This is a genomic window from uncultured Erythrobacter sp. (assembly GCF_947502395.1).
GTDB lineage: Bacteria > Pseudomonadota > Alphaproteobacteria > Sphingomonadales > Sphingomonadaceae > Erythrobacter.
This window is the reverse complement of record NZ_CANMZM010000001.1, coordinates 86,116-109,382: the sequence shown is the minus strand read 5'-3', so window position 1 is coordinate 109,382 and position 23,267 is coordinate 86,116. Positions and strand designations below refer to the sequence as shown.

Below are 23,267 nucleotides of genomic sequence, written 5' to 3'. Positions count from 1 at the left end.
TTAGAGTTACTCCGCAGCCTCATCAAGGCTATCCAGCGGCGGCATATTGTGGCCTAGCATGGTGAGAATATCGGCGGCACACTCTACAACGTTTGAGCCCGGCCCATAAATTCCCGACACCCCCGCTTCACGAAGGAAATCATAGTCTTGCGGCGGGATCACTCCGCCTGCGGTGACTTTGATATCGGGGCGGCCTGCTTCGCGCAGCAAACGGATGATCTCTGGGATCAACGTCTTGTGCCCAGCGGCAAGGCTTGAGCAGCCTACCACATCAACGTCTTTTGCCAACGCCATCGCACACGCCTCAGGCGGGGTTTGGAACAGCGGGCCAGAAACCACTTCAAATCCCATATCGGCAAACGCGCTTGCGATCACATTCGCGCCTCGGTCGTGGCCGTCTTGGCCCATTTTGGCGACCATCATCCGCGGTTTGCGGCCCAAGCGGCGACCAACAGCCTCCACCCCGTCGGTCACCTGAGCCCAGCGTTGATCGAACTCGTATGCGCTCTTGTAGACGCCAGAAACCGGCTTTGGCGTCGCATCGTGACGACCAAAGACTTCTTCCATCGCTGCCGAAATCTCACCCAAGGTCGCATCATGGCGCGCGGCTTCAACTGCCCTTGCAAGTAGGTTCACATCAGCCTGTTCTTCGAGCTCAGCTATTTGGGAGGGCGGTAGCGGGACTCCGCTGTCATCGCGCCCGGTTTCAACCGCCTCACGGTGCACTTCCGGGTTCGCGGTAGCTGCTGCCGAAAGCGCCTTGAGTGCAGCCTGACACGCTGCCTCATCGCGATTGGCGCGCACTTCCGCCAGTCGCTTGATCTGCCCTGCCCGCACAGCTGCGTTGTCGACTTCGAGCGTATCGATCAGCTCTTCATCCTCTGGCTGATACTTGTTCACGCCGACGATCACGGTCTTGCCCTGATCGATCATGGTCTGTTTCTCGGCCGCCGCCCGCTCAATCTCCGCCTTGGGAGCCCCGGTGCCAACGTAAGCAGTCATGCCGCCTGCCTCATCAACCTTTGCCATAAGCGCCCGCGCGTCTTCGACCAGTTTCGAAGTGAGCGCCTCAACATAATGCGAGCCGCCCAGCGGATCGACGACATTAGTGATGCCGCTTTCCTCTTGCAGCACCAATTGCGTGTTGCGGGCAATGCGGGCGGAGAAGTCGGTGGGAAGCGCAATGGCTTCGTCCAGTGCATTGGTGTGGAGCGATTGCGTGCCGCCCAGCACCGCCGCCATCGCCTCGATCGTGGTGCGGATGACGTTGTTGTAGGGATCCTGCTCCTGCAAGCTCACGCCCGAAGTCTGACAGTGGGTACGCAGCATCTTGGAGCGCTCAGACTTGGCACCCAGCCCGTCCATCACTTCGTACCAAAGCGTGCGCGCGGCGCGCAGTTTGGCGATCTCCATGAAGAAGTTCATGCCGATGCCGAAGAAGAACGACAGCCGTCCTGCAAACGCATCAATATCGAGACCGGTTGCCATTGCACGGGTCGCATATTCCTTGCCATCGGCAATGGTGAAGGCAAGCTCCTGCACTGCCGTCGCGCCTGCTTCGTGCATGTGATAGCCAGAGATCGAAATGCTGTTGAATTTCGGCATATTGGCCGAGGTGTAGCCAATGATATCTGAGATAATCCGCATCGAGGGCTCTGGCGGATAGATATAGGTGTTGCGGACCATGAACTCTTTTAAGATGTCGTTCTGAATGGTTCCGGCAAGTTTTTCCTGAGACACACCCGAACGCTCAGCCGCCACGATATAGAACGCAAGAACCGGGATCACCGCGCCGTTCATGGTCATCGAGACGGACATGGTGTCCAAAGGGATTTGATCAAACAGGATCTCCATATCGGCGACCGTATCGATTGCCACGCCCGCCTTGCCGACATCGCCAACAACGCGCGGGTGATCACTGTCATACCCACGGTGGGTGGCTAGGTCGAAGGCCACCGAAAGACCCTTCTGACCCGCAGCCAGATTGCGACGATAGAACGCATTCGATTCCTCGGCCGTCGAGAACCCCGCATATTGCCGGATCGTCCATGGGCGGCCTGCGTACATCGATGCCTTCACCCCGCGCGTAAACGGCGCAAATCCGGGAAGGCCGGGGTCCCAACCCTCATGGTCTTCGGCGGTGTAGAGGGGCTTAATCTCGAAGCCTTCCGGCGTTTGCCATCCAAGCTCGCGGCCTTTGACCTCTTTATCCGCAAGAGCCGCCCAATCGGTAGGAGTCAGTTTTTCAGTCATACGCACCCTCTAGAATCAAAAAGGGAGCGGCGCAAAGGCACCGCTCCCCCTTTTTCGAATGGTATTTACTGGCCTTTGAATTCGGCTTTGCGCTTCTCGAGGAAAGCCATGCCGCCTTCCATCGCATCTTGGCTTGCCCCGGCAAGGCGTTGGCCCTCTGCTTCGGCGAGGAAGACTTGCTCCAAGCTGCCATCTGCAGCGAGCGCGATGTTGCGCTTCATTGTCTTGATCGCCACCGTGGGGCCATTGGCGAGTTTTTCTGCCAGCGCGCGCGCTTCGGTCATCAGATCGGCGTCCTCGACACATTTGTATGCCAAGCCCCATTCCGCAGCCTGTTCGCCGCCGATTTTCTCGCCCAGCATCATCATGCGCGTTGCGCGCACACGGCCAATTGCGCGGGTGAGGAGCCAAGTGGAACCGCCATCAGGCACAAGGCCGATGTTTACGAAGGCTTGGAGGAAATAGGCGCTTTTGCCGACAATGGTGAAATCCGCTGCAAGAGCGAGTGAGCAGCCCACACCTGCCGCCGGGCCATTCACTGCGCAAATCACCGGGACCTCAGCGCGGATCAGCTGACTGATCGCGGGGTTGTAGTGCATAGTGAGCGCTTCGTGGCTGCCGCCTTTGGAGCCAAGCGCGCTGCCATCGCCGCGTGCCGACAAGTCAGCGCCTGAGCAAAACCCTTTGCCCTCACCCGTGATCAGCACTGCTCGGGCCCGATCATCTTCTGGGCCAAGGTCATAGAACGCCTGACCGATCTCATCGGCCATTTGCGGAGCCATAGCGTTCAAGCGATCCGGCTTGTTCAGCGTCAGGATCATCAGCGGTCCGTCGCGTTCCACTTTGATGGTTTGGTAGGTCACTTGGCTCTCTCCAGAATCTTCGATTTTGCGTTTCGTTTGGAAACGGTTTGCCTTGACGTTCGCGTCAACACAAGTCCGCAGGGACGCGCTACGTCACTTCTTGGCGTTTGAGGCCCGATCAGTGGGCTTCTTTGGGCGTTTCCATGATCTCGGTCAGCATGCCCTGCATATCCTTAGGGTGCAGGAAGAAGATCGGCGTGCCGTGGGCGCCAATGCGCGTGGGACCAAGGATGCGTTTGCCGATGCCCTCAAAATGCGCGCGCGCTTTGTCGATATCGGGCACTTCGAAGCAGACATGATGCTGACCGCCTGCGGGGTTCTTTGCAAGGAAGCCGTTGATCGGAGAGCTCTCGTCAAAAGGCTCGATCAGCTCAAGCTGCGTGCCGTTCATTCCGCTGTCTGTGGGTGTATCGATAAAGCAGACTTTGACGCCCTGCTCAGGCAGGTCAAAGGGCTCGGTGATTTGGCTAGCGCCCATCGTGTCACGATAATGCGCGATGGAATCGGCGATGGAGGGCGTTGCGATCCCGATATGGTTTAGGCGGCCTAGTTTCATTTGGTCATTCCATATCTCAAAGAAGAACAAGGTACCCTGTCATCGTGCACATGATACCAATGCAAACGAATATGCCGATGCTGGGCCAATTGTGAAAGCGCAGTTCCTTGGTTTCACCGTCGATATGCCAGTTTTGGGGGCTGCGGTAGATGCGGTAGGCAATGAATGCGCAGCCGGCAGTCGCGATGAGCATGGCAAGCGGTAGCAGCAATTCACTCATCACGTTTTCCAACCCATTCGTCATGCTGAACTTGTTTCAGCATCCATTGCGCAACCAAGACCCAGCTCCGCCAAACGATAGATGGACCCTGAAACAAGTTCAGGGTGACGCGGAAATGCTAGCTGCGTGCTATGGTGTTCTTGGACTAGACAGAACGAATGCAGTTAAGATCAGCGTCCCTACTGCGGTCCAAAAAGATACTCGAATAATCAGTTCCTTAGCTGTCATCAGGGCTCACAACGGAATATTGTCGTGTTTCTTCCAAGGGTTCTCCAACTGCTTCGTCCGCAGCTTCCTTAGCCCCAGCGCAACCCGCCGGCGCGTCGAGTGCGGGTGGATCACCTCGTCGATATAGCCACGGCTCGCCGCCACAAACGGATTGGCGAAGCGGTCTTCGTATTCCTTGGTTTTCTCCGCGATTTTCTCGGCATCGCCGCGGTCTTGGCGGAAGATGATCTCCACCGCGCCTTTGGCTCCCATCACAGCAATCTCTGCGGTGGGCCAGGCGTAGTTTAGGTCTCCGCGAAGGTGCTTTGACGCCATCACATCATACGCGCCGCCATAGGCTTTGCGGGTAATGATCGTGATCTTGGGCACAGTCGCCTCGCCGTATGCGAAGAGCAGCTTTGCACCGTGTTTGATGATACCGCCCATTTCTTGGGCCGTGCCGGGCAGGAAGCCGGGGACATCGACGAAGGTCACAATCGGAATATCGAACGCATCGCAGAAACGCACAAAGCGCGCGGCCTTCTTGGACGATGCAATGTCAAGCACGCCGGCAAGCACCATAGGCTGGTTCGCGACGACGCCCACTGTGCGCCCTTCAACCCGGCCAAAGCCGCAGATGATGTTCGCTGCATGCGCGGGCTGAATTTCGAAGAACTCACCCTCATCCAGCGTCTTTGTGATCACCTCATGCATGTCATAAGGCTGGTTCGCATTGTCGGGGATGATTGTGTCCAGCGATGGCTCCAACCGGTCCCATGGGTCATTGGTGGGAAGCTCTGGCGCTTCCTCGCGGTTGGACAGCGGCAGGTAGTTGAAGAACTCGCGTGTGGCGAGCAGCGTTTCAACATCGTTTTCAAACGCGATATCGGCAACGGAAGTCTTGGTCGTGTGGGTGATCGCCCCGCCCAGCTCTTCCTGTGTCACTTCTTCATTGGTGACGGTCTTCACCACCTCAGGGCCGGTCACGAACATGTAGGAGCTGTCCTTCACCATAAAGATGAAGTCGGTCATGGCGGGCGAGTAGACTGCGCCGCCTGCGCATGGCCCCATGATAAGGCTAATCTGAGGGATCACGCCGGAAGCGAGAATGTTTTTCTGGAACACATCCGCATAGCCGCCAAGCGATGCGACGCCTTCCTGAATACGTGCGCCGCCGCTGTCGTTAAGGCCGATTACGGGCGCGCCCACTTTCATCGCGGTGTCCATCACCTTGCAGATTTTCTCGGCGTGGCGCTTTGACAACGAGCCGCCGAAGACGGTGAAGTCTTGGCTAAAAACATAGACTAGTCGGCCGTTGATCGTACCCGAGCCTGTGACTACGCCGTCGCCGGGGATCTTCTGGCTTTCCATGCCAAAATCGACGCAGTCGTGCTCGACATAGGTGTCGACCTCTTCGAACGAGCCTTCGTCCAAAAGCACGTCCAAGCGTTCACGCGCGGTCAGCTTGCCCTTGGCGTGCTGTGCATCGATGCGCTTTTGCCCGCCGCCCATTTTGGCGGCTTCGCGGCGACGTTCCATTTCAGCGATATTGGCAGACATTAAGTGGTCCCTGTTCGAATGTTTGGCCGCTCGTTGCCGGAGCAAAGAAGACGCGTCAACGCTTCAGACTTTCACAACCCCATGTTCGATAAGGCTCTTGGCGCAGTCGATCACGCTTTCCTCAACTGGGCGCGTTTCCCAATCGAGCCGCTCTTTTGAATGGCTCACGTCGCCGTGACGGCTTTTGCCGAGCTCGCTTTTGATCGAGCGGATGCCTGCGTTGAACAGGCTGAGGATGCTCACAAGGAAGTTTGGCATGACCCGTGTTGGCACCTTTTTGGTTTGCTCGGGAGGAAGACCCTCTTTCAACATTTTTGCGACATCGATGAATTTGTAGAACTTGCCCGCTGCCAGGAAACGTTCCCCGCCAAGCCCCGGTTCCTCAAGACATTTGACGTGGAGCGCAGCCGTGTCGCGTGTGTCGACAATCGCAAAGCCAAGGTCAGGCGCCATAGGCACATCGCCTGCGAGGAGTTGTCGCACTATTTCAACGGATGGCGAGAAGTCGGGGTCATCGACCGGGCCCAGCACCATGGATGGATTGACCGAGACAAACTCCATATCGCCGCCCTCTGCGTCGATCCAGTCGCGCGCAGCACGCTCGGCGATAGTTTTGGATTTGACGTAGGGATAGGCATCGGGGTGGTCGATATTGGTCCAGTCGGCCTCGGACACGGTGTAGTTCTTTTCACTGCGGCCATATGCAACGGCGGCCATTGAGCTGGTTTGGACAAAGCGTTCAACACCCGCTTCTTTGGCAAAGCGCAAGGCGCGCAATGTGCCCTCGCGTGCGGGCACGATCATCTCGTTCTCGTCTTTGGGTGTCGAGGCGGCGATGGGTGAGGCGACGTGGGCAACATGGGTGCAGCCGGCAACCGCCTCGGCCCAGCCATCATCCGACATGAGCTCTGCCTCAAAGACTTTGACCTTATCTTGCGGCGGATTGCCAAGACGTTTGCGCAGCATCTCCTCGCTTTTGCCTTTGTTGCGCACTGTTGTATGCACGGTCCAGTCTCGGGCGAGTAACTGCCGGATGAGTTCGCCAGCGATGTATCCGGTGCCGCCGGTTACTAGTACAGTTTTTGCCATGATTAGACCCTCTTTTACGTTCCTTTGCGCTATGGCGTAGCCTCTTGGGGAGAGCGCAGCAATGGGAGGCGTTGAAATCACGACTGCAGATGTTCTTGTGATCGGGGCTGGCATAGCAGGCCTTTCGCTTGGCGCTAGGCTTGCGAGCGAGGCTAACGTGGTCGTGCTGGAGGCGGAGAGCGCACCGGGATATCATGCATCAGGCCGCAGTGTGGCCTTTGCGCATTTTGGGCTTGGCGAGCGGATTGTGCGCACTTTGACCGCAATGAGCATTGAAGAGCTTGCGGCCGATCCACCAGATGACAGAGCTCGCTATGCGCGCCCTCACCCCGCCTTGCACATAGCGCGAACGGATCAGTTGGAAGCGCTGGATGCATTGAGGCAGGTGCACCACGACTTTGGCTGCGATTGTGAGCTGCTTCTAGGTGATGCAGTGCAGAGCTTGGTGCCTGCGCTCAAGATCGGTTCCGATCATGTCCATGGCGCCCTACTCGACCATAGGGCCTTAAAGCTTGATACAGATGCAATGCTCCAAGGGCACTTTCGCGATCTACGCGAACGTGGCGGTGAGGTGATCTGCAGTGCACGGGTACAAGCAATCCGTCGCCTTGGTGGGCACTGGCAGGTCGAGACGAGCGCCGGGCCTTATACTTCCCCACTTTTGGTCAACGCTGCCGGTGCATGGGCCGACGAGATAGCGCGCATGGCTGGTGCCAAGCCTATTGGGATCGATCCGCGCCGTCGCACGGTGATTGCGTTCGAAACACCAAGCGACTTGGCCACGGCAAATTGGCCATTCGTGAAGACGCTTGGCGAAGGCTTCTATCTCTTACCTGAGGGCTCCTCGCAATTGCTCGCATCACCACAGGATGAGGGCAAAAGTGAGCCTTGCGATGCTGCACCCGAAGAGATCGATATCGCGAAAATCGCCCACCGGATTGAAGCGGCAACGGAGCTGAAAATCGCGCGGATTGCCCACTCATGGGCAGGCCTCAGGAGCTTTGCTCCCGACGAGTTACCAGTGGTGGGCTTTGCGCCAGACGCGCCCGGTTTCTTCTGGTTCGCTGGCCAAGGCGGGTACGGTTTCCAAACCTCTTCTGCCCTTGCCGAAATTGGCGAGGCGCTTGCACTACATCAAAACTGCCCGCAGCGGTTTGCAGAGCGGGGTCTGAGCCCCGCGCTGTTCGCACCGGATCGGTTTGTCAGCGCTATCTAAGCAGCACCAATTCCTCAGCCATCGTTGGGTGGATCGCCGTGGTCGCATCAAAATCGGCTTTGGTGAGTCCAGCCTTCACCGCAACAGCCGCTGCTTGCATGATTTCCGGGCTTTCTGGCCCGATCATATGCACGCCGACGATCTTGTCGTTCGCTGCATCAACGATCATTTTGTAAAGCCCACGCTCGCTGCGCCCCGCAACGACGTTCTTCATCGGGCGGAAGTCCGACTGGAAGACGCGCACATTGCCAAGGCTGTTACGCGCCTCGCCTTCGGTCATGCCGACCGATGCAATCGGAGGGTGGCTGAACACCGCACTGGGAATGCAGGAGTGATCGACAGCATAGGGTTTGTCGGGACCAAACACACTGTCGGCAAAGGCTTGGCCCTCGCGAATAGCAACTGGTGTCAGTTGTACCCGGTCGGTCACATCGCCGACCGCGTAGATATAATCGATATTGGTTTTTGAGTATGCATCGACCTTGATCTCGCCCTTTCGGCCGAGTTCGATGCCGACATTTTCGAGCCCCAATCCGTCGATATTGGGAACGCGGCCGGTCGCGATCATTACTTGATCATAGACCCGCTCTTCATGGTTGGTCATTTTGACCAATAATGTGCCGTCTTCTTGTTTGCGGACATACTCAAACTCGACGTTGAAGCAGAATTCGATGCCTTTGGTGAGGCTGATCTGCAGGAGGCGATCCCGCAAAGCTGGATCATAGGCGCGCAGGATCACATCGGATCGGTTCGCGATTGTGACCTTGCTGCCGAATTCATTGAAGATGCCGGCAAACTCATTGGCAATATAGCCACCTCCAGCGATCAAGACGCGTTTTGGCACTTCCTCTAAGTGAAAAGCCTCGTTGGAAGTGATGCAATGCTCATTACCTTCAAATTCAGGCATGTGCGGCTTCGCACCGGTCGCGATCAAGATGTACTTCGCGGTGATCACCTTGCCGCTCGCAAGTGTGATCTCATGATCGCCAGTAATCTCAGCGCGCTCTTCAAAAACCGTCACATTATGGTTCGACAGGGTTTCCCCATAGAGACCTTCCAGCCGCGTCACATCGCGCTGAACAATGTCGCGAAGCCGCACCCAGTCAAAGCTCTTGCCCTCGATGTCCCAGCCGAACTGCTTGGCATCTTCAAGATCTTCGGCAAAGTGCGCGCCGTAGACCAGCATCTTCTTAGGCACACAGCCCCGGATCACGCAGGTGCCGCCGACCCGATATTCTTCTGCCGCAGCTACTCGTGCACCATGCGCTGCCGCAACCCGGCTTGCGCGCACACCACCAGAGCCGATGCCAATTGTGAAGAGGTCAAAATCGTAAGCCGTGTCATCCATGCGGAAGCGCTCCTCCTGGGGTTCGGCTGCGATATGGAGGTCAGCTAGACAATTGCCAAGCTTTAGCTTTCGAGGAACCGCGCATAGTCTCGCAGGATTTCGAACGCCTTCATGTTTTCAAGCGTGATCAGTCCGTCATCGGTGATACCTGTCAGGCGATGGATCAGGCGCAGGATGGCTTTCTGTTCGACCTCGCCAATGTTCATTAACGTGATGAGCATATCGGGATTGTCATGTTCAAGCTCGTCAAAGAGCATGGCAACATTCATCGGGTCGAAGCCAAAACCGAGGAAGCCGAGGCGCTTGCCGCGGGACATTTCAGCACGCAGGTAAGAGCGGAATTGGCGGGACTTTTCACGCTGGCTGGCAGTGAAGATGCGCTTGGATAAAGCGACCATATTCTGCGCTTCCGTATCGCCCCAAGTTGCGCCGTTTTCCTCATCCCCCTGCCATGGTAACCGCCCCGCAACGCCATAGGGATGCACGATCCGAAGCCGCCCCGCGACCAGTTCCTGCGCCTCCTCAATGGTCATCCCAAAGGCGCGCTGAACCACCCAGGGGAGGTAATGCTCGATCGCACGGTCATAGTTGAAGCACACGATCGAAAGCTTCTCAAAACACTCTTCGGCTTTGGCGCGCGGGACGCCTTTGACGATCAGCTGTCCAAGCTGGAACAGCCAATTCTCTGTCCCACGCAATGGAAGTTCGTCAGCAGAGCGCGGTTCGACAGCGAGAGTCGACTTCGATTCCGCCTGAAGTGTATAATAGACAATCGCGAGCTTGCCCGCCGCCTGAACCGCCGGATCGTGACCATACTGCTCGAGGATCGCATCGATATTGGTGCTGACCAAAGTCGCATCGCGGATTGCCATGGCCCCTGCGACGAGTTGATCGTATGTCATGCCAAGCTCTGGCGCGACCCGTTCGAACAACTGCGCCAAGCTCACGAGATCGCGCGATTTGACCTCGGAGTTAAGCCGTTCAAACTCAAAACCCGATGCGATTTTGTTGAGGAGCTCAGGCCCATCGGGCATCTCAATTTCGCGATTGGCTCCGGCGCCGATAATCAATGTTGTGTCGGTGCGGATCATGCGCTTGCAAAGGCCCCTAACTGGTGTGCGTCCGATATGAGGCGTCAGTTAGGGGCCTTATGCTTAATTTCGCTTTAAGAACACGCGGTTTTTCAAAGAAAAGTCGGGTGTTTGGCAGGTGGGTTAGCCATTCGCCGATCGGGGACGACCGCCACCGCCCTGCCCCTTGCCGCGCCGCCTGCGATTGCTGCCGGGGCGCTGACCGCCTGGTTTGCCGTGCGGACGGCCTTCAACACCGGGGCGACCCGATGGTTTGCCCTTGCGCGCCTGATGCTTGGGCTTGGGTTTTCTGGACTTAGCCGCACCGTCGCCCGCACTTTTTCCCGCTGGCTTTGGTTTGACCTTCTTCTTGGACACCCGCGTCGCGCCGCGGGGTGCGGGCTTAGTCGGCCCCTCGCCTTCAACCACAGCGCGGAAGTTTTCCGGCAGATCGAGCCGATCAAGCTCCGCCTTCGTCACTTTCCGAATATCTTTGAGATAGGCGCGTTCATCCTCACCGCAAAAGGCGATTGCAATGCCGTCTTTGCCCGCGCGCGCTGTACGCCCGATACGATGCACATATTGCTCTGGCACATTCGGAAGTTCGTAATTGATGACGTGACTAACACCCGGAATATCAATCCCGCGCGCAGCCACATCGGTCGCGATCAGGATGTTGGTCTTACCCCGGCGAAACTCATCCAGCGCGCGCTGACGCTGGGGCTGAGATTTGTTGCCGTGAATGGCGTTGCTCTCAATGCCCCTTTGGCGCAGTTTCTTTACAACCCGGTCCGCGCCGTGCTTGGTGCGGGTGAAGATCAGGATACGCTCAAAATCGCCCGGCACCTTGTGACGGCCTGACAGGATCAGGTCGAGCAGCGACTGCTTCTCATCCTTTTGCACCATAAAGATGTATTGCTCGATCCGCTCAGCGGTCGTGCTTTCGGGCGTGACGGAGACCTGTACCGGATTGTTGCAATAATTGCGCACCAGCTCTTTGATCGCCTTGGGCATGGTGGCCGAGAAGAACAGCGTCTGACGCTCTTTGGGCACCAGCTCGTTGATGCGTCGGAGCGCATGGATAAAGCCAAGGTCGAGCATTTGATCGGCTTCGTCGAGGACAAGCACTTCAACGCTGCCGAGGTTGAACGCCTTCTGGTCGATCAGGTCGAGCAAGCGCCCGGGTGTCGCCACCAGAATATCAGTGCCACGGTGGAGCTTGTTGCGGTCTTTATTGACCGATGTGCCGCCCACAACGCTCTGCACTTTAAGGCCGGCAAGCGCGCCGTAATCCTTGGCGGAAACCGCGATCTGCTGAACCAGCTCGCGCGTTGGTGCAAGCACTAGCATGCGGCACGATTTGAACGGAATGCGATTGTCGCTTTCCCTAAGGCGGTCGATGCCAGGCAGCATAAAGGCGGCGGTCTTACCGGTGCCGGTCTGCGCAATACCGAGGAGATCGCGCCCTTCAAGAACAGGCGGAATAGCCTGTTCCTGGATTGGTGTAGGAGTGGAATAGCCCTTAAGGTCAAGAGCTTGAAGAATGGGCTGTGACAGCCCGAGATTATCAAAAGATGTCATTATGACTCGCAAAATGTGCGATGCGCACGCGCGAAAGTGAGCGGTGCGAAGCGCGGGTTCAAGGAACCGCCCGCGTGAATAGGGAAGCTGTTGGGGTTTGTAGTGAAACGCTTGGCCGGGGCGGGTTCAAATGAGAGCCGCCACTTCACGCTGCCTAAGGTGCGCGTTTCATGTTGGGAGCGCAGATGGGGGTTTTGGGGGCGGAAGTCAAAGCAATTCGCCTTTTTGCCTCAACCCCCAACTCTCGTTCGTCCTGAGCCTGTCGAAGGACGCGCACTCATGTTAACAACTAAAAATGCCCTTCCACGCATACATCCTTCGCTGCAACGATGGCAGCTATTACACTGGGCACACAGACAATCTCGAGACACGGATAGCCGCGCACAAAGTGGGAACGATCCCCGGCTACACGGCCGAAAGGCTACCGGTTGAATTCGTTTGGTGCGAAGAATTCCCGACCCGCGAAGAGGCATTGTTCAGCGAGAGACGGATCAAGGGTTGGAGCCGAGCCAAGAAGGAAGCGCTCATCCAAGGAGATTGGGAAGAAATCAAACGCTTAGCTCGAAATCGGCAATGCGGATAGGCTGGCGTGCGTCCTTCGACAGGCTCAGGATGAACGGGGACTGGAAGGCTTAAGACATTTCACGCTCTGGATCGCCCAACTTGAACACGATACGCTCATCCGTGTCGAGATTATGGGCAAAGATGTCGACTTTCGCTTGACCGAAGAATTGTTCTTCCATTGGAGACAAGAGGCTTTGTAATTCTTTCACTGCCTCGATCGGTTCATTACCGCGTTTTCGGAAATCTGCGAGGAAATAGACCCTTACTTCGTGGTGTTTGTATTGATTGCTGAAATCTACTCGTCCGTCCGTCACTTGTTCAACACGGTCGAACAAAGTTGCCATGGCCTTGCGGTCAAAAACCAAGTGGTCTTCCTTATCTATCACCTGGGTAGGAAGAGCCATGTAACCTCGCAACTCTATCATTTCTTTCTCCATGCAACGCGAGGCTCCACCTACCCCAGCCCAGCCGCTTCCATCAGCGCTTTGGTGCTCGCATCAAAGTCCCCCTCGCCGCTTTCCACTTCTTTCGCCATTTTCTTGCCGAGCTCGACGCCGAATTGGTCGAAGGGGTTGATGCCCATCAGGACCGCTCCGGCAAACACGCGGTGTTCGTGGAACGCGATAAGAGCGCCCAAGGTCGCTGCATCCAGATCATCGACCAAGATCGTTGCTGACGGCCGATCTCCCGCGAACCCGCGCGCCGGGTCTTTTCCATCCGCGCTCATATTGCCGCCTGCCATCAGTGCTGCGCCTTGAGCAAAGCAGTTGGATAGCAAAGCCTTGTGGTGCGCCGGGTCCAGCTCGTCTCCAGGCGCGATGCTGCCGATGAAGTCGACCGGGATGAGGTGCGTGCCTTGGTGGAGAAGCTGAAACACGGCGTGCTGTGCATCCGTGCCCACCCCACCCCACGTGATGGCGGCTGTGGGCGCATCCACGGGTTCGCCTGACACGGTCACAGACTTGCCATTGCTCTCCATCTCCAGCTGCTGGAGATAATCGGGGAGCAGACCCAAGCGCTCGTCATAGGCAAACACTGCGCGGGTCTGGCATCCACGAATGCGCGAATAGTAGAGGTCGCCGACGGCTGCGAGCAGTGGCCCGTTCGCCCGCCCCTCGGCCTCGCGGAAATGGGTATCCATCGCTTGCGCGCCTGCGAGGAATGCGGTGAAGTCCTCCATTCCAACTGCCAGAGCGAGCGGGAAACCAATGCTGGACCACAGCGAATAGCGTCCGCCTACGCTCTCCGGGAAAGGCAGGATGCGGGTTTCATCAACGCCCCATTCCACAGCTTTCTCAGGGTTGGCAGTCAAAGCCACCACGCGCCCACTGGGGTCATCAACCTTATTGTCAGCGAGCCATTTGAGTGCGCTCGCTGCATTGGTCATCGTCTCGGTCGTGGTGAAGGTCTTGGAGGCAACCGCAATCATGGTTGTCTCAGGATTGCATGCAGCAAAAGCCTGCTCCAAAGCGAGCCCATCGATATTCGATACAACATGGACGTCGACCAGCTTCAAATCCCGCGTCAGAGCATCGACCGCCAAATCCGGACCCAGAGCAGAGCCTCCAATGCCGATATGGATGAGGTGCTTGACCTCGCCAAAGGCACCTTCATGGATTGCTGTCACCAACATACCCATGCGCTGGAGCAGCTGATCCGCTTCTTCGCAATCGGCCTCCGTCCCGCTACCGCGCATCGCGCCGTGGGTGGCGGGGCGTCCCTCGGTTGGGTTCACAATTCCGCCGCCAAACAGCGCGTCACGTGCCGAGCCGAAGCCCATCACATCGGCCAGTTCTTCAAACGCAGAAAGCTCAGCATCACCCAAATGCGTCTTTGACCAATCGAGCAGCAGCCCCATCGGACCTGCCTCGCCAAGGTCAAATTCCAGCCGCTGGCTCATTGCCTCAACGCGGCGCTCATCGCCCGCAAACAATTCTGCCAGCGACTTGCGATCAAGCTTAGCGAGCTTATCCCAAATTGCCTTGGCGGCAGTTGATGAACTTGAGGGCATTTTCATTGGGCAAAACCTCTATGCGCAAAGGAATGGTGCGAGTAAGGGGGTGGCGATGGATGGTAAAGCCCATACACAAGAAAGCGCATCTTCGTCTTCCCTTAGGTCAATTGGGGATGGCGCGAATACGCCTGCAATCCCGGAAAAGAAAGAGACACCCAAGAGCTTCTCGATCTTTCTTGTGCAGTTGCTGATCGCGGTTTTGATCTTCCGGAGCTTTGTCTTCGCGCCCTTCTCCATTCCGTCTGAAAGCATGTTGCCGCGCCTGATGAATGGCGACCTGCTGTTGGCGGCAAAATGGCCCTATGGTTTTTCCAAACACTCGCTGCCCTTTGGTGCTCCGCTCATTCCAGGACGCGTCCTCGCCGGTGAACCAGAGCGCGGCGATGTGGTGATTTTCAAGCATCCAGTCGACGGGGTTGATTACATTAAGCGCGTGGTAGCCCTTCCCGGTGACCGTGTTGCAGTGGAAGGCGGTCAAGTGATCCTCAATGGCGAGGTCTTACCGCTTGAGCCGTTGTCCGATCTCGCCATTCCGATGTCGCCTAACACCGGTTGTGGCTGGGGTGGAACTGAAGAGCAGACCGCGTCCGGTGGGCTGATCTGCCGCTATACCCAGTATCGCGAAACATTGCCCGGGGGTCGCGAATTTGATGTGCTCGATTTTGGCCTCACGCCGGGGGATAGCTTCAGCCCAACAACCATCCCCGAAGGGCACATGTTCGTCATGGGGGACAACCGTGACAACTCACGCGACAGCCGCTTTACTGCACGGAGCGGCGATGCGGTGGGAATCGTTCCCCACGACCTGCTTGTAGGGGAAGCGTCGATCATCTTGTGGTCCAGCGAGGGCAGTGCGGTTTGGTACAACCCCATCAGCTGGTTTTCTACGGTGCGCTGGGGCCGGATTGGAACCTTGTTATGACTGATCTCCCCTCTGAAACCGTTGCATGGCTTGGGGCCTCTGGCTTTACCGTCAAAGATGAAGCGATCTGGCTCGAAGCGCTAACTCACGGGAGCTTCAACTCGGGCAGCCCGTCCCAAGAAAACCATGCCAAGGATTATCAGCGCCTCGAATTCCTCGGCGACCGAGTGCTTGGATTGGCGGTTGCCAGTTGGCTCTACCGCGCCAGTGACAGCCACGAAGGACAGCTTTCACAGCGCCTCAATGCCCTCGTCAGCGGAAGGACCTGTGCACGGATTGCACGCTCAATCGCCATGCCGGACCATTTACGCCTGGGCAAACAAGCGCGCGAGGATGGTGGTGCGGACAGCGACAATATCCTTGGCGATGTGATGGAAGCGCTGATTGGCGCAAGCTTCCTCGACAATGGCTTCGATGTGACCCGTGACGTGATCTTTGCACTGTGGGCGAGCGATCTTTCGGGCGATGCCGGTAAGGCCAAACACCCCAAAAGCGCACTGCAAGAATGGGCAGCGCACAACAAACGCGCGATGCCGCAATACGATGTGACATCAAGGCAAGGGCCTGACCATGCCTCACGCTTCACAGTTCAAGTGAGCGTCCACAATGTCGGCAAGGCGGAGGCAACCGCCACCAGCAAGAGTGAGGCGGAGAAGCTCGCGGCCAAGGCCTTTTTGGATGAATTTGGCTGAACTACACTCCGCGCCTCCGGCGAATGAGGGCCAATAGGATTTATGACCGAGACACAAACATCTGAAACGAAATGCGGCCCTGAAAAATGTGGGGTTGTTGCCGTGATCGGCGCGCCAAATGCGGGTAAATCGACACTTGTGAACCAACTGGTTGGCCAGAAGGTTGCGATCACGAGTTCCAAGGCCCAGACGACACGCGCCCGCATGCTTGGGATTGCTTTGCTTGAACAGGTGCAGATGATCCTAGTCGACACGCCCGGCATCTTTGCACCCAAGCGCAGGCTCGATCGGGCCATGGTCAGCGCAGCTTGGGAAGGCGCGGAAAGCGCGGATGCGATCCTGCTAATCGTCGATCCTATCAAACAGCGCCGCCACGAATTGGAGCCCCTGATCGAAGCGCTGGAACACCGCAAAGAGCGAAAAATCCTCGTCCTCAACAAGGTCGACAAAGCCAAGAAAGAGCCGCTGTTGGAGCTCGCTCAAGAGCTCAACAGCCGTATTCCGTTTGAAGAGGTGTTCTTCGTTTCAGCGCTTACCGGGGACGGTGTGTCAGAGATGAAATCCGCCCTCGCCGCGCTGATGCCAGAAGGCGTGTGGATGTACCCTGAGGACCAAGTCTCCGACGCGTCCGAACGATTGCTGGCCGCAGAAGTCACCCGCGAACAGCTTTACAATCAACTCCACGAAGAGCTTCCCTATGACAGCGCCGTGCGGCCTGAAAGCTATCAAGAGCGCCCCGACGGGAGCCTCGAAATCCACCAGCAAATCGTCGTCGCCCGCGAAAGCCAGAAAGGCATCGTGCTTGGCAAGAGCGGTTCACGGATCAAGGAGATCGGAGCCGCAGCGCGCAAGGAACTCTCAGAGATGCTCGGCGTGAAGGTTCACCTTTTCCTCCATGTGAAGCATTCGGAGAAATGGTCCGAGGACAAGGAAGTGTTCGAGGAAATGGGGCTGGATTGGGTGAAGTGAGTACTTCGCGTCAGATCTGCTTCGCCAGAAATTCAGCGATCATCGGGTCGGTGAACTCTTTTATCGGATCGGTTGAACGCCCAAAATGGTCATGCTCTCCTGCATCGAAAGCTTCGTAAACCTCTGACCAAAGCATCGGCCAGGATTCAGCGACGCTATCAGGCCAAACGAAGGCGAACAGGTGGTTTAGCTCTCCTTCAAAATCGTTCGCCAGCCAGTCGGCCGTTTCAAAGTCGATCTCATTGTTGTGATACCTCCTAGCAAGGATCATGGCCAACTGATCGTACACCGCCACGGCGAATTCGCGACTGCGCTTCAATGGCTCAACACGCGTGACGGAGGTACCTCCGAACTCCAATAAATCCGACTTCACGCCTTCGAAGTATGCAAGCGCAATTGCCGCCACTTCGTGGTTGTTACTAATTTCGCTCATCAAAAAGATATTAGCAGGATTGAGCCGCACGGCCACCGTCATCCCGGACGTGATCCGGGATCTAGAGCGGCAAGGTTTTGTGTCTGTCAGGCTTGGCGCTGCACCGCTCCGGATTCCAGCTCACGCTGGAAGTACGTGTGCGTTCAAACCAGTCCCAGCCGCTCCAGCTTCGCCCTAAGCCCCGCTTCGTCGAATGGCTTCACAATGTAATCATCAGCCCCTGCCTGAATGCCAGCCTGGACATCGGCGGGTTTGTTTTTGGACGTGCAGAACACCACGGTGGGAGCCTTGGGAGTGGGGATGGCGCGCAAGTGACGAACGAACTCGAGCCCGTCCATCTCGGGCATGTCCCAATCGGTCAAGATCAGCGCAGGCATGGCTTTCTTGCAGCGAGCGAGCGCCTCAATGCCATCTTGAGCCTCAATCGGGACATATCCCAAGCTACTGACGATCTTGCTTGAAACCTTGCGGATCACGCGGCTGTCATCGACGATAAGACAGGCCTTTGCCGCAGCCTGCTGAACTTCAGCCGGAGCCGTTGCATCGCGCATCGCCTTTGCTGCTTGAACCAAAGCGTCGACATCTTGGGCTTCCTCTGGTGGTTGTTCGCTCAGATCTGTCGCACGAAGCGGATCCACCACGTGCTTCACATCTTCAGGCGCTTCGATGGGCGATCCATCGGGGATATACGGCTGAGAAGCGGCATGGGCGTTCCCGTCTGATAGCGGATTGCCATCAGTGCTCTGGACCTGCTTGTGCTTGCCGTTTGTGCGTTTGATCAGATTTTGAATGGCTTTGACTCCCCACCAAGCTCGGCAAAAGCATCTTCGCCGCTCAGGTCATGCGCCTCGTCTTCATCGATAGCCGCGCTGTCATTGGCTGCATTGTCTGGCTCCAATCCCTCTTGAGGGGTCAGGCAGATATGCAAGTAAGGCACCCAAACATCGCCAAAGTCGGCTTTTTGATACCACACATCCAAGATGTCATAACTTGCCCACATCCCATCGGGCTCGCGCAAGCGCAGACCCTCTCCAATTCTAGGCACCGCCGCAAAGCGGATTCTCTCTTGAGTTTGGCGAGTCTCGTTCTGGACTTCAATTTCGATCACAGCATTGGTCCCTGGTCTGTGAACGAAGCCTAGGGGACAATGCTAAAGGAAGTACAAACAGCACGGGGCTTAATGATTCGCTCCGTCAAATGACCTAGCTACCCTGAGCTAGTCGCTCTGACTGATTATACTAAATCATTAGTTCTCATACGCTTGGCTCCTCATCAGCAAATGGAGAACAGCAATGAGCAACATTCTTGAACTGGACGCACGCGATATCACTTCTGTTGCGGGCGGCAACATCGTCGATGAACTCGAGCGACGCTTCCCCTTCGGAGAGTGGGACGGATCCAGCTTCTGCCCTTACGGCTGCCCAAAAGGTGACGGAACTGACGGCACAGAGCCATACTAAGTAAGGTTCGGCGCTGCGTTTCGGCGCAGCGCCACCTATCCGCTACTTTTCCGCCGGTGCCTTTTTCTTGGCTGCTGGCTTCTTGGCTGTAGCCTTCTTGGCTGGGGCCTTCTTCTTAGGTGCGGCCTTTTTACGCTTCTTCTTTGCAGGTCCCTTGGCTGCGCGCGCGTCGATTAGCTCGATTGCCTTTGCCGCTTCGATGTCCTCCGGCTTAATATCCTTGGGGATCGTCGCATTGGTGGTGCCGTCGGTTACATAGGGCCCATAGCGACCCGGCATGACCTTGATCTCGCCGCCCGACGTAGGATGCTCACCCAAAGTCTTGATCGGCTCCGCTTTCGCACGGCCACCTTTGCGGTTTGCTGCCTCAGCCAGAAGCGTGACAGCGGCATTCATGCCCGTTTCAAACACATCGACCGTATTCTTCATATTGGCGTATTTGCCGTCGTGGCGCAGATACGGACCATAACGGCCAATTGCGGCCTCAATGTCTTTGCCCGTTTCGGGGTGCGGTCCAATGATGCGCGGCAAGTCGAGCAGCTTTACCGCCCATTCAAGATTGAAATCATCCAAATCCTTGGGGATCGAAGCACGGGATTTCTTCTCCTCGTGCTCCATCTCAACATAAGGGCCAAAGCGCCCGGATTTGCGGTGGATTTCTGCGCCCGTATCGGGGTGAGTGCCCATCACGCCATCTTGCGAACCATCATCGCCACCCGGTTGCGCAAAGCGGCGGGTGAACTTGCACTCAGGGTAGTTCTGGCAGGCGATAAATGCACCGAACTTGCCGCCACGAAGTGAAAGGCGACCATTCTCGCGCCCCTCTGTCTCACACAATGGGCAATGACGGGCGTCCTTGCCGTCTTCGCGCGGTGGGAAGAGGTAGTCGGAGAGATATTCGTCGAGCGCCTCGGTCACTTCCGAAGGCAGCTTCTCCATAACCTCATCAGCCTTGGGTTTGAAATCCTGCCAGAACTTCGCAAGCAGCGCCTTGTAATCCTCCCGCCCGTCGGAAACCGTGTCGAGCTCGTCTTCCATCCCGGCGGTGAAGTCATAAGCGACATAAGTCGGGAAGAACCGCTCGAGGAAGGACGTCAAAAGCCGGCCAGACTCCTCAGCAAAGAACCGCTTGCTTTCCACGCGAACATAGTTGCGATCACGCAGTGTCTGAATGGTCGAAGCATAGGTCGATGGACGGCCAATGCCCAGCTCTTCCAAACGCTTGACCAGCGAAGCTTCTGAGAAACGCGGAGGTGGCTGGGTGAAGTGCTGCGTTGCTTCGACCGACTTCTTGGCAGGCGTGTCGCCTGCTTTCAGAGCCGGGAGCAAGCCATCCTCGTCCTCTTCTTTGTCATCAAAGCCCTCTTGGTAGACCGCAAAAAAGCCTGGGAAGACCACGACCTGACCCGTCGCACGCAGCTCGTGTTGACCTGTCGCATCAAGCATGGACACGGTGGTCCGCTCCAATTGTGCGGTTGCCATTTGGCTCGCCATCGCCCGCTTCCAGATCAGCGAATAGAGCTTTGCCTCATCGCCGCTGCCAACGCGATCTTTCGAGAAATTGGTTGGACGGATTGCCTCGTGCGCTTCTTGAGCGTTCTTCGCCTTGGTTGAGTAAAAGCGCGGTTTTTCAGGGCAATAGGCCGCATCATACCGATCACCGATTTCATGGCGACACGCATCAATCGCGCTGCCGTCCATCTGCACGCCATCGGTCCGCATGTATGTGATTGCACCAGCCTCATAGAGGCGCTGCGCTGCGCTCATGGTCTGGCTTGCGGAAAAGCCAAGCTTGCGAGCGGCCTCTTGTTGCATGGTCGATGTTGTGAACGGAGGCGCTGGATTGCGTTTGAGAGGCTTTTTCTCAGCGTCTTCAACCGTAAAGCGGCCGCCTTCAACAGCGGCTTTCGCCTCCATAGCGATGCCTTCTTCGCCAAGACTGAGCTTTTCCAGCTTCTCACCTTTGAAACGCACCAGCCGTCCATCAAACTCGGTCCCGGCATGCTCCAACTTGGCAAGCACCGACCAATATTCGTCGGGCTTAAACGCCTCAATCTCGCGCTCACGCTCAACAATCAGGCGCAAAGCCACCGATTGCACACGGCCAGCCGATTTTGCACCGGGAAGCTTGCGCCAAAGCACCGGAGACAAGGTAAAGCCGAAGAGGTAGTCGAGCGCGCGTCGGCCAAGATAGGCGTCGATCAACGGCTGATCGAGTTCACGTGGCGCTTGCATCGCCTCGGTCACGGCTTTCTTAGTGATCGAGTTAAACGTCACCCGGTCGACCTTCGTAGGCAGCGCTTTGCGTTTCTTGAGCACATCCATAACGTGCCAGCTGATCGCCTCCCCCTCACGGTCAGGGTCGGTCGCCAGCACAAGGCGCGAGGCGTCTTTCGCTGCGTCAGAGATCGCTTTGACCTGCTCGCGGTTACGCTTGTCGGAATAGACCTCCCAACTCATGGCAAAATCATCATCGGGCACCACGCTGCCGTCCTTAGGCGGCAAATCGCGGATGTGACCGTATGAGGCGAGGACCTTAAAGTCGCCGCCCAGATATTTCTCGATAGTCTTCGCCTTCGCGGGCGATTCAACAATGACAAGCTGCATGAGAGAGGGTTCGATTTCCTTACACGTGTGCGTATACGCGTGCGTATACGCGTGCGAGCGTAATCGAGATCATCACCCGCCCGTCAAGAGCGATTTTCGCTGTAATGAGTTATTGTTGGCCAAAATCGGGGGGCAAAACGCATTTGCCAGCTTCATACTGGCCAACTGTGCGGATCACCTCAGATCGCTTGGGCTCAATCCGCCTGCCGGAAATCTGACTGTCGATTACGCGGCGCAGCAATTGGTCCAGCCGGGTGACCAGATAACAATCGATTGCCGGTTCGGCATGAGGGTTCCCGATACCGCTATCGTCAGTCAGGAAGGTATAGCGGGACTGAGAGACCACCGCCATTGAGCGCATGACGTACTCGGCCAGGTCAGCCACTCCCGATGCGCCAACCGGGACGATGTGCACTCGCTTTGCACGTAGATGTTCGGCCGCCTTCCAGGTAAGATCGACCTTGTTGTTGTGCGGCGGTGCGTCGGCTACCAGCAAAAGCGATTTGACGGAATCATCTCGCCACTCAAGCCCTGCCGCGCGGATCAGAGCCTGATCCATTGCCTCAGGATAGTCTCCACCACCGTTGGCCTCCTGAGCAGCGATGCGGGCCTGAGCAGCGTTCATATCTTCGTCGAAACCATAGGTTCGGGTGATGTATTGATCGGTCGTGTCGCGATAGAATGTGAGGCCCACTCGGATGTCGAGATCCTTGTGGCGTTCCTCGAGCGCTCCGACGATGGTTTTGAACTCCTCGGTCAGATAGAGCATCTCATCAGCCATGGACCCGGTGGCATCAACCACCAACGCGAGGTCGAGCTTGGTCACTTTCGGTGCGCTGCTCCGGCTGGTGATCTTTACACTCTGGCCACCTCTCTCATTCGACAATCGCAGGGACCGCCAATCGCTGCCAGCAGCCCGAACCCACACGGTCTCGGACAACCGATCCAGTTCCGGAAAAAACACCACTTTGCCGTCGGCAACGGTCTTCAATTTGATTGAGTTGCCATCCGAACAGCGCAGTTCAACCTCCGCAAAGGGCACCGCACGGCCTCGCCGGTCTGCCACCGAAACCGTCAGCAGGCGCGATGTGTCCAATTTGGGTAATTGCATCTGCATCTGACCAAGGTCGCTCTTACGCACATAGTCAGCATAAAGCTCTGGATTGAGCAGATCGTCATGCTCTCCGGCCGTCAGCAAGCCCGACTGTGGTCGGGGTTGAGGCCGGTCTGGCGGGGGCGATGGCATAATGCCCGGAGGTGCGACACGATCGGCGCTGCTGCTCCCTTCTTCTGCAGAAACGCTGGAGACAGCCACGGGCGAATCATAAACGGTTTCTTCAACGCGAGAACCAGTGACAACAATCGACATTCCGTCATCATCCGCCGCGACATCGGATGTCGAAGGAGGTGGTGGTGGAGGCGCTGGCGAAGCAGGGGTGGGCGCCGATCGCTCGCGTTTGCGCGTCTCAGTTTGTTGCTGGTTAAATTGAGGCTCTTCACCCAAATCAGGCAGGGCCGAAGGGGTTCGACAGAACCCTCCTTCCGGCGCAGCGATGCGGGTTTCAGCCCGGCTTGGTGTCGGATTTGAGATCGATGAAACCAACCCAAAACAGGCAAATACAGCGACAGATTTTCTGAACATG

At 57.0% G+C, this 23,267-nt stretch carries 22 protein-coding genes; 6 read left to right on the top strand and 16 right to left on the bottom strand.

The genetic code is table 11. The features are described 5' to 3' along the window. Positions 1-6 precede the first annotated feature (6 nt). The 6 genes from scpA to Q0778_RS00500 form a co-directional block, all read right to left on the bottom strand. Positions 7-2,253, bottom strand: coding sequence for a methylmalonyl-CoA mutase (scpA, locus tag Q0778_RS00525; RefSeq protein ID WP_298333262.1), 2,247 nt, complete (start codon positions 2,251-2,253; stop codon positions 7-9). Between the two features lie 65 nt (positions 2,254-2,318). Continuing rightward, the gene (locus Q0778_RS00520) at positions 2,319-3,116 is read right to left on the bottom strand and encodes an enoyl-CoA hydratase-related protein (protein ID WP_298333260.1); all 798 of its coding nucleotides are present in this window, start codon (positions 3,114-3,116) and stop codon (positions 2,319-2,321) included. A 118-nt stretch (positions 3,117-3,234) separates the two neighbouring features. Further along, positions 3,235-3,672 (bottom strand): methylmalonyl-CoA epimerase, encoded by a 438-nt coding sequence (gene mce / locus Q0778_RS00515; protein ID WP_298333258.1) that lies wholly within the window; start codon positions 3,670-3,672, stop codon positions 3,235-3,237. Between the two features lie 16 nt (positions 3,673-3,688). Further along, the gene (locus Q0778_RS00510) at positions 3,689-3,916 is read right to left on the bottom strand and encodes a hypothetical protein (protein WP_298333256.1); all 228 of its coding nucleotides are present in this window, start codon (positions 3,914-3,916) and stop codon (positions 3,689-3,691) included. Between the two features lie 210 nt (positions 3,917-4,126). Then, a complete protein-coding gene (locus Q0778_RS00505; RefSeq protein WP_298333254.1) occupies positions 4,127-5,659 on the bottom strand; it encodes an acyl-CoA carboxylase subunit beta in 1,533 nt (510 codons plus the stop codon). Positions 5,660-5,722: 63 nt separating this feature from the next. Beyond that, positions 5,723-6,748: an NAD-dependent epimerase/dehydratase family protein gene (locus Q0778_RS00500; protein ID WP_298333252.1), complete on the bottom strand. Its 1,026-nt coding sequence runs from the start codon at positions 6,746-6,748 to the stop codon at positions 5,723-5,725. A 61-nt stretch (positions 6,749-6,809) separates the two neighbouring features. Between Q0778_RS00500 and Q0778_RS00495 the strand changes: the two genes are divergently transcribed. Further along, positions 6,810-7,964: an FAD-dependent oxidoreductase gene (locus Q0778_RS00495; protein ID WP_298333250.1), complete on the top strand. Its 1,155-nt coding sequence runs from the start codon at positions 6,810-6,812 to the stop codon at positions 7,962-7,964. On the opposite strand, the gene gorA is transcribed toward Q0778_RS00495, so the two are convergent. The 3 genes from gorA to Q0778_RS00480 form a co-directional block, all read right to left on the bottom strand. Then, positions 7,957-9,312 (bottom strand): glutathione-disulfide reductase, encoded by a 1,356-nt coding sequence (gene gorA / locus Q0778_RS00490; protein WP_298333248.1) that lies wholly within the window; start codon positions 9,310-9,312, stop codon positions 7,957-7,959. The two genes, Q0778_RS00495 and gorA, sit on opposite strands and share 8 nt — an antisense overlap. 62 nt (positions 9,313-9,374) lie before the next feature. Continuing rightward, on the bottom strand, positions 9,375-10,403 hold the full coding sequence (locus Q0778_RS00485; protein ID WP_298302846.1) for a hypothetical protein: 1,029 nt from the start codon (positions 10,401-10,403) through the stop codon (positions 9,375-9,377). A 123-nt stretch (positions 10,404-10,526) separates the two neighbouring features. Then, complete coding sequence (locus tag Q0778_RS00480) at positions 10,527-11,963, bottom strand: DEAD/DEAH box helicase (RefSeq protein ID WP_298333246.1); 1,437 nt, start codon at positions 11,961-11,963, stop codon at positions 10,527-10,529. Positions 11,964-12,258: 295 nt separating this feature from the next. Here Q0778_RS00480 and Q0778_RS00475 point away from each other — a divergent pair, with 295 nt between their 5' ends. After that, entirely contained in the window at positions 12,259-12,546 is a 288-nt protein-coding gene (locus Q0778_RS00475; RefSeq protein ID WP_298333244.1) for a GIY-YIG nuclease family protein, read from the top strand. A gap of 49 nt (positions 12,547-12,595) precedes the next feature. Here Q0778_RS00475 and Q0778_RS00470 read toward each other — a convergent pair whose 3' ends face one another. Continuing rightward, on the bottom strand, positions 12,596-12,964 hold the full coding sequence (locus Q0778_RS00470) for a hypothetical protein (protein WP_298302836.1): 369 nt from the start codon (positions 12,962-12,964) through the stop codon (positions 12,596-12,598). 17 nt (positions 12,965-12,981) lie between these two features. Continuing rightward, positions 12,982-14,544 (bottom strand): glucose-6-phosphate isomerase, encoded by a 1,563-nt coding sequence (pgi, locus tag Q0778_RS00465; protein WP_298333242.1) that lies wholly within the window; start codon positions 14,542-14,544, stop codon positions 12,982-12,984. On the opposite strand from pgi, the gene lepB reads away from it, so the two are divergent. Genes lepB through era form a run of 3 tightly spaced genes read left to right on the top strand, consistent with a single transcriptional unit; the run spans position 14,510 to position 17,124 of the window. Continuing rightward, positions 14,510-15,463, top strand: a complete 954-nt coding sequence (lepB, locus tag Q0778_RS00460) for a signal peptidase I (RefSeq protein ID WP_298333240.1) — start codon at positions 14,510-14,512, stop codon at positions 15,461-15,463. The genes pgi and lepB overlap by 35 nt on opposite strands. Beyond that, on the top strand, positions 15,460-16,155 hold the full coding sequence (gene rnc / locus Q0778_RS00455) for a ribonuclease III (protein ID WP_298333238.1): 696 nt from the start codon (positions 15,460-15,462) through the stop codon (positions 16,153-16,155). Before lepB ends, rnc begins: the two co-directional genes overlap by 4 nt. Positions 16,156-16,197: 42 nt before the next feature. Continuing rightward, on the top strand, positions 16,198-17,124 hold the full coding sequence (era, locus tag Q0778_RS00450; protein ID WP_298333236.1) for a GTPase Era: 927 nt from the start codon (positions 16,198-16,200) through the stop codon (positions 17,122-17,124). A 10-nt stretch (positions 17,125-17,134) separates the two neighbouring features. Here the strand turns inward: era and Q0778_RS00445 are convergent, their stop codons facing one another. From Q0778_RS00445 to Q0778_RS00435, 3 genes are all read right to left on the bottom strand, one after another. After that, positions 17,135-17,557, bottom strand: a complete 423-nt coding sequence (locus Q0778_RS00445; RefSeq protein WP_298333234.1) for a hypothetical protein — start codon at positions 17,555-17,557, stop codon at positions 17,135-17,137. Between the two features lie 143 nt (positions 17,558-17,700). Continuing rightward, on the bottom strand, positions 17,701-18,207 hold the full coding sequence (locus Q0778_RS00440) for a response regulator (RefSeq protein ID WP_366519506.1): 507 nt from the start codon (positions 18,205-18,207) through the stop codon (positions 17,701-17,703). A gap of 128 nt (positions 18,208-18,335) precedes the next feature. Next, positions 18,336-18,665, bottom strand: coding sequence for a hypothetical protein (locus Q0778_RS00435; protein ID WP_298302819.1), 330 nt, complete (start codon positions 18,663-18,665; stop codon positions 18,336-18,338). A 184-nt stretch (positions 18,666-18,849) separates the two neighbouring features. Between Q0778_RS00435 and Q0778_RS00430 the strand changes: the two genes are divergently transcribed. Then, a complete protein-coding gene (locus Q0778_RS00430; RefSeq protein ID WP_298302817.1) occupies positions 18,850-19,017 on the top strand; it encodes a hypothetical protein in 168 nt (55 codons plus the stop codon). Between the two features lie 42 nt (positions 19,018-19,059). On the opposite strand, the gene topA is transcribed toward Q0778_RS00430, so the two are convergent. Both topA and Q0778_RS00420 read right to left on the bottom strand, forming a co-directional pair. Beyond that, positions 19,060-21,624: a type I DNA topoisomerase gene (topA, locus tag Q0778_RS00425; protein ID WP_298333232.1), complete on the bottom strand. Its 2,565-nt coding sequence runs from the start codon at positions 21,622-21,624 to the stop codon at positions 19,060-19,062. A 109-nt stretch (positions 21,625-21,733) separates the two neighbouring features. After that, on the bottom strand, positions 21,734-23,266 hold the full coding sequence (locus Q0778_RS00420) for a vWA domain-containing protein (RefSeq protein WP_298333230.1): 1,533 nt from the start codon (positions 23,264-23,266) through the stop codon (positions 21,734-21,736). Between the last annotated feature and the right edge of the window lies 1 nt (position 23,267).